The following is a 7568-nucleotide window of genomic DNA, read 5'->3' on the forward strand; positions in this document are numbered from 1 at the left end:
CCCCCTCCCCCCCCCCCCCCCCCCCCCCCCCCCCCCCCCCCCCCCCCCCCCCCCCCCCCCCCCCCCCCCCCCCAGCCGCGTAGGGGTCACGTCGCACCGCGGACCACGCCCCTTCCGGGCCGGCAGGCCCGGCGATCCCTCATGAAGGAGGACGGGGCCGCCGACACACCACGGCGGCCCCCACCAGCCATGGCAGAACAGATCCTCTCCAGCCCCGAACTGCTCGACTACGTACGCGAGGTCTCCCTCCGCGACGACGACGTCCTGCGTGACCTGCGCGCCGAGACGGCCGAGCTGCCCATGGGCCGCGCCATGCAGGTCATGGCCGAGGAAGGCCAGCTGCTGGCCCTCCTCGTCGGCCTCACCGGTGCCCGCACCGTCCTCGAGATCGGCACGTTCACCGGTTACAGCACCCTGTGCATGGCCAGGGCACTGCCCGCCGACGGACGGGTCATCACCTGCGACATCTTCGACAAGTGGCCCGCCATCGGTGCCGAGTACTGGCGGCGCGCCGGTGTCGAGGAGCGTATCGACCTGCGCATCGGCCACGCGCTGGACACCCTCGCCGCGCTCACCGCCGAACAGGGCCCGGAGAGCGTCGACTTCGTGTTCATCGACGCCGACAAGGCCGGCTACCCCGCCTACTACGAGGCATCGCTCGCCCTGCTCAGGCCGGGAGGGCTGATCGTCGTCGACAACACCATCTTCTTCGGCCGGGTCATCGACCCCGAGGCCCAGGACCCGGACACGGCCGCGGTGCGCGTACTCAACGCGCGGCTGCGCGACGACGACCGCGTGGACATTTCCCTCCTCGTCATGGCGGACGGCATCACGCTGGTGCGCAAGAAGTCCCTCTGAGGTCCGTTAGGGGGAGCTAGGGGTGTAGTCGGTGTTCTTCACCGACGTACGGTGCCGGGTGTGCCGTGGCCGGACGTGGATGAGGTCGGTCTGCGTATACAGGAATACTGTGGAGTGCTGAGATGAGCGAGTCCGCTAGCTTCTTTTCTGACCATGGGGAAACGGCGGGGGAGGGGTGGGCGCGGGCATTGTCCGGCGGGCTGGAGAACATGCCGGCCGCCGAACAGACCCGCATTCTCTCCGACCTCGTCCGCGATGAGGTCCGCAACGTCCTGAGCAGGTTCAGGCAGGACCGGGCGGGCACGGTCGACACCGGGCTGTCCTTCCGGGAACTGGGCTTCGACTCGCTGGCCGCGGTCGACCTGCACAGCCGGATCTCCGCCGCCACCGGCCTCGCCCTCCCGGTCACCATCGCCTTCGACCACCCGACGCCACGTCACCTCGCCGAACGCCTGCGGTCCGAACTCCTCGGCATCACCGACACGGACGACGAGGCGCCCGTCGCGGCCGGCTCCCTGGACGACGAGCCCGTCGCCGTCGTCGGCATCGGCTGCCGCTACCCCGGCGGAGCCGACTCCGCCGAGGCGCTGTGGCAACTCGTCACCGAAGGAAAGCACGTCATCTCGGATTTCCCGGACGACCGCGGATGGGATCTCGAAAGGCTCTTCGACGCGGACCCGGCCACGCCGCACACCACCTATGTGCGCCAGGGCGGATTCCTTCCCGACGCCGCCGAATTCGACGCGGAATTCTTCGGGATAGGCCCCCGCGAGGCCTCGGCCATGGACCCGCAGCAGCGGCTCGTCCTGGAGACCGCGTGGGAAGCCCTCGAACGGTCCGGAATCAACCCGGAATCCCTGCACGGCAGCTCCACCGGCGTGTTCATCGGCGCCGAGCCGCAGGAATACGGAATGCGGCTGCACGAGGCCCCCGACGGCCTCGACGGCTATCTGCTCGCCGGCAACGCGCCCAGCGTCGTCTCCGGCCGCGTCGCCTACACCCTCGGCCTCGAAGGCCCCGCGCTCACCGTCGACACCGCCTGCTCCGGATCCCTCGTAGCGCTGCACCTGGCCGCCCAGTCGCTGCGACGGGGCGAGTGCTCGCTCGCGCTGACCGGCGGCGTGGCCGTCATGGGCAGCCCCGGCGTCTTCACCGCCTTCAGCCGCCAGCGCGGACTGGCCCCCGACGGGGTGGCCAAGCCGTTCGCCGCCGCGGCCGACGGCACCGGCTTCTCCGAGGGCGTCGGCGTGCTCGTACTCGAACGCCTCTCCGACGCCCACCGCAACGGCCACCAGGTCCTCGCCGTCGTCCGCGGCTCGGCGGTCAACCAGGACGGCGCGTCCAACGGCCTGACCGCCCCCAGTGGCCCCGCCCAGCAGCGGGTCATCCGCCAGGCGCTGGCCAACGCCGGGCTGACCCCCGCCGAGGTCGACGCCGTCGAGGCGCACGGCACCGGCACGACCCTCGGCGACCCGATCGAGGCGCAGGCCCTCATCGCCGCCTACGGCCGCGACCGCGACGCCGAACGGCCCCTGTGGCTCGGCTCCGTGAAGTCCAACATCGGCCACACCCAGGCCGCCGCCGGCGTTGCCGGCGTCATCAAGATGGTGCAGGCCATGCGCCACGGCGTCCTGCCCACGACACTCCACGTCGACGCCCCCTCCCCGGCCGTCGACTGGGACGCGGGCCAGGTGCGCCTGCTGACCGAACCGGTCGCCTGGGACAGCCCCGGCCGCCCGCGCCGCGCCGGCGTCTCGTCCTTCGGCGTCAGCGGCACCAACGCCCACGTCATCCTGGAAGAGCCCGCGGACCCGTCGCGCCCCGAGGAAGACACCACCGATCCCGAGCCCCGCGCGGCCGGCACCGTACTGCTGCCGCTGTCCGCACGCAGCGAACCGGCCCTGCGCGCTCAGGCCACCCGCCTGCTGAACCTCGTCGAGGCCGACCCCGGCATCACCCCCGCCGACCTCGGCCACACGCTCGGCACCACACGCGCCGCCCTCTCCCACCGCGGAGTGGTCCTGGCCGCCGGCCGCGACGAGGCGATCAGCGGACTGCGCGCCCTCGCCGAGGGGGCCGACGCCCCAGGCGTACAGCGCGGCACCGCGTCCGGGGGCCGGCTCGCGTTCCTGTTCACCGGTCAGGGCAGTCAGCGGCTCGGCATGGGCCGGGAACTCTACGACGCCTACCCCGTGTTCGCCGACACGCTCGACGAGGCCATCGGCCACCTCGACCTCCAGCTCGAACACTCCCTGTGGGACGTCCTCTTCGCGCCCGAGGGGTCGGAGCGGGCGGCGCTCCTCGACCAGACCATGTACACCCAGGCCGCGCTCTTCGCGGTCGAGGTCGCACTGTTCCGCCTCCTCGAATCGTGGGGCGTACGGCCCGACTTCCTCGCCGGGCACTCGATCGGGGAACTGGCCGCCGCGCATGCGGCCGGCGTGCTCTCCCTGGAGGACGCCGCCACCCTCGTCGCGGCCCGCGGCCGGCTGATGCAGGCACTGCCCGAGGGCGGCGCCATGGTGGCCGTCCAGGCCGCGGAGGACGAGGTACGTCCGATGCTCACCGACGGCGTGAGCATCGCCGCCGTCAACGGCCCCACCGCCGTCGTGATCTCCGGGCCCGAGCCCGAGGTCCTGGCGGTGGCCGAGCGCCTTGCCGCGCAGGGCCGCAAGACCAAGCGCCTCACCGTGTCGCACGCGTTCCACTCCGCGCTGATGGAACCGATGCTCGACGAGTTCCGCCGGATGGCGCAGATCCTCGACTACCACCCGCCGCGCATCCCCGTCGTCTCCAACGTCACCGGCCTGCCGGCCACCGCCGAGGAACTGTGCTCCCCCGAGTACTGGGTCCGCCACGTCCGCGAAGCCGTCCGGTTCGCCGACTGCGTCGACTGGCTCGCCGGCCAGGACGTGCGCACCTACCTGGAGATCGGCCCCGACGGCGTCCTGTCCGCCATGGCCCGCGACTGCCTCGCCGACCGGCCGGACACCCATGCCTTCGCCCCTCTGCTCCGCGCCGGCCGCCCCGGACCCGTGACGCTGCTGTCGGCGGTCGCCCTGGCCCAGGCCCGGGGCGCGGACTCCGACTGGAACGCGCTGTTCGACGGCCACCGGCCGCGCCGGGTCGAGCTGCCCACGTACGCCTTCCAGCGGCGCCGCTTCTGGCTCGCGGCGCCCGACGCGACCGCCGACGCCTCACGCTTCGGACAGATCGCCGCGCAGCACCCGGTCCTGAGCGCCGTCGTGGGCCTCGCCGGAACCGGCGGCGTCGTCCTCACCGGCCGGGTCTCGACCCGCACCCACCCCTGGCTCGCCGACCACGTCATCGGCGGCACCACCCTGGTGTCCGGCACCACCTTCGTGGAACTGGCCGTCCGCGCCGGTGACCAGGTCGGCTGCGACCACCTGGAAGAACTCACCCTCGAACTCCCGCTGGCACTGCCCCCGCACGGCGGCGTCGCACTCCAGGTGGTCGTCGGCGCCCCCGACACCGCGGCCCGCCGCACCGTGGAGTTCTACTCCCGCGCCGAGGACGCCTCGGCCGATGTGCCCTGGACCCGCCACGCCAGCGGCGTACTCACCCGTACGCACACCACGCCGCCGGCCACCGAGTCGCTCGGCCTGACCCAGTGGCCGCCCCGCGGCGCCCACAGCATCGACCTCACCGGCCTCTACGAGGACATGGCCCGCCAGGGTTACGCCTACGGGCCGGCGTTCCAGGGCCTGCGCGCCGCCTGGCGCGCCGACGGCGACGTCTACGCGGAAGTGGCCCTCCCCGAGGGCGCCGCAGACGACGCGGCCGCCTTCGCCCTGCACCCGGCGCTGCTCGACGCCGTACTCCACGCGACCGACTTCGCCGCGGACGAGCCGGTGTCCGAGCGGACGCGTCTGCCCTTCGCCTGGAGCGGCGTCTCGCTGTACTCGACCGGCGCCACAGTGGTCCGCGTACGCATCGAGGCCACCGGCCGCGACGAGGTCTCCCTGACCCTGGCCGACTCCACCGGCGCCCCCGTCGCCACGGTCGACTCCTTCCTCGTCCGCGAGATCAGCGACGAGCAGCTGCGCGCCGCCCGGTCCGCCGGACAGGACGCCCTCCTGACCGTGCGTTGGACGCCCGTGGCCGACACGGGCCGCGATGCCCCGCACGACCTCGAGCTGTACCGGTGCACCGGTACCGGCGACGACGTGCTCACCGCCGTGCGCGCCACCACCGCGGCCGTGCTGGAGCGCATCCGGACCCTGCTGTCCGACGACGACGTCGACGCTCCCCGCCTCGCCGTGGTGACCCGCGGCGCCGTCGTCACCGGCGACGACGACCGCGTCGATCTCGCCCTGGCCCCCGTGTGGGGTCTCGTCCGCGCCGCCCAGGCCGAGCACCCCGGCCGGTTCCTGCTGGTCGACACCGACGTCGACGCCGACGACGTACCCACCGGACTGTGGAACGCCATCGCCGCCGCTGACGACGAGCCCGAACTCGCCGTGCGCGCGGGCACTCTGCTCGCCCCACGCCTCGCCACCGCGGCCACCCCCGGCGGCGCGTCCGCCCGGCCGTGGAACCCCGAGGGGACCGTCCTGGTCACCGGCGGCACCGGCGGCCTCGCCGCGCACGTGGCGCGGCACCTGGTCACCGAGCACGGCGTACGCCACCTGGTGCTCGCCGGACGACGCGGCACCGAAGCGCCCGGAGTCACCGAGCTCAGTACCGAACTGAGCGCGCTGGACGCCCAGGTGACCGTGGCGGCGTGCGACGTCGCCGACCGCACGGCGTTGGAGGGGCTGATCGCCGCTCTCCCCGCCGAGCACCCCCTCACCGCCGTGGTCCACATGGCGGGCACGCTCGACGACGGCCTGGTCGACTCGCTCGACGCCCGGCGGCTCGACACCGTGCTGCGGCCCAAGGCGGACGCCGCCTGGCACCTGCACGAGCTGACCCGTGACCTGGACCTGTCGGCCTTCGTGCTGTTCTCGTCGGCCGCCGGGCACCTCGACGGCGCCGGCCAGGGCAACTACGCGGCCGCCAACGTCTTCCTCGACGCCCTCGCTCGGCACCGCGCCGCCGCGGGTCTGCCGGCCACTTCCCTCGCCTGGGGCGCGTGGAGCGACGGCGGAGGCATGGGCCAGACCCTCGACGCCGCCGCCCTCGAACGCATGCGGCGCATCGGCCTGGAAGCCCTGGACACCCGGGACAACCTCCGGCTGCTCGACGCCGCACTGACCGGCGAGGACCCCGTGGTCGTCCCTCTGCGCGTCGACGCGGCGGCCGCCCGGGCCCGCGGCGCCGCCGTACCGGCCCTGCTCCGCGACCTGATCAGGACCCCCGTCCGCCGGGCGAGCGCACAGGGCACCACCGGCGGCGCGCTGCCGCTCGCCGAGCGGCTCGCCGGCCTCACCGACCCCCAGCGCACCGACCTGCTGCGGGACCTGGTCAACGCCCAGGCCGCCCGCGTTCTCGGACACGACAGCGCCGACGCGATCGACCCCGACCGGGCGTTCACCGAGATGGGCTTCGACTCGCTCGCCGCGGTGGAGCTGCGCAATCAGCTCAACACCGCGACCGGTCTGCGCCTCACCGCCACCCTCACCTTCGACCACCCGACGCCCGCCGCGCTGGCCGCCCACCTCGTGGACAAGCTGCTCGACACGGGCAGGGCGCCGAAGACACGTGCCGCCGTCGGCACCGCCGTGGACGACGACCCCATCGTGATCGTCGGCATGGCCTGCCGCTACCCCGGCGGGGTGACCTCGCCCGAGGACCTCTGGCAGTTCGTACTCGACGGGACCGACGCCGTGGCCCCGTTCCCCACGGACCGCGGCTGGGACCCCGAGATCCACGACCCGGAGCTCGGCAAGCCGGGCAAGAGCTACGCGCGGGAGGGCGGCTTCCTCTACGACGCCGCCGACTTCGATGCCGAGTTCTTCGGCATCAGCCCGCGCGAGGCCCAGGCGATGGACCCGCAGCAGCGCCTGCTGCTGGAGACCTCCTGGGAGACCTTCGAGCGGGCCGGCATCGACCCGCACAGTGTCAAGGGCAGCGACACCGGCGTGTTCGCCGGTGCGATGTACCACGACTGGGGTCTCCGGCTCGGCCCCCTCCCGGAGGAGGTCGCCGGCTACCACGGCAACGGCAGCATCGCCAGCATGATCTCCGGCCGGGTCGCCTACAGCCTCGGTCTGGAGGGCGCGGCAGTGACCGTGGACACGGCGTGCTCGTCCTCGCTCGTCGCACTCCACTGGGCCGCCCAGGCCCTGCGCCGCGGCGAGTGCAGCCTGGCGCTGGCCGGCGGTGTCACCGTCATGTCGACACCCGACACGTTCGTGGACATGAGCCGCCAGCGCGGCCTCGCCCCCGACGGCCGCTGCAAGTCGTACGGCGCCGGCGCCGACGGCACCGGCTGGGGCGAAGGCGTCGGCATGCTCCTGCTGGAGCGGCTGTCGGACGCCCGTCGCAACGGGCACCGGGTGCTGGCGGTGCTGCGTGGTTCGGCGGTCAATCAGGACGGTGCGTCGAACGGTCTGACGGCTCCGAATGGTCCGTCGCAGGAGCGTGTCATCCAGCACGCTCTGGCCGTGGCCGGTCTCAATGCCGCGGACGTCGATGCCGTCGAGGGCCACGGTACGGGTACGCGGTTGGGTGACCCGATCGAGGCGCAGGCGTTGCTGGCGACGTATGGGCAGGAGCGGGCGGAGGATCGTCCGTTGTGGCTGGGT

General features: G+C 73.6%; 1 protein-coding gene and 1 pseudogene. Both read left to right on the plus strand.

Annotated features, from left to right (window positions below):
• Positions 1-189: 189 nt before the first annotated feature.
• Positions 190-858 (plus strand): O-methyltransferase, encoded by a 669-nt coding sequence (locus ACN6LM_RS37235; RefSeq protein WP_445069854.1) that lies wholly within the window; start codon positions 190-192, stop codon positions 856-858.
• 161 nt (positions 859-1019) lie between these two features.
• Positions 1020-7568: pseudogene (locus ACN6LM_RS37240) on the plus strand (SDR family NAD(P)-dependent oxidoreductase); the annotation flags it as partial.

It is taken from the genome of Streptomyces sp. SAS_281 (genome assembly GCF_052542855.1).

Excerpts from the sequence above, each read along its gene's own strand:
- ACN6LM_RS37235 (WP_445069854.1), top strand. The coding sequence starts at position 190 with ATGGCAGAACAGATCCTCTCCAGCCCCGAACTGCTCGACTACGTACGC.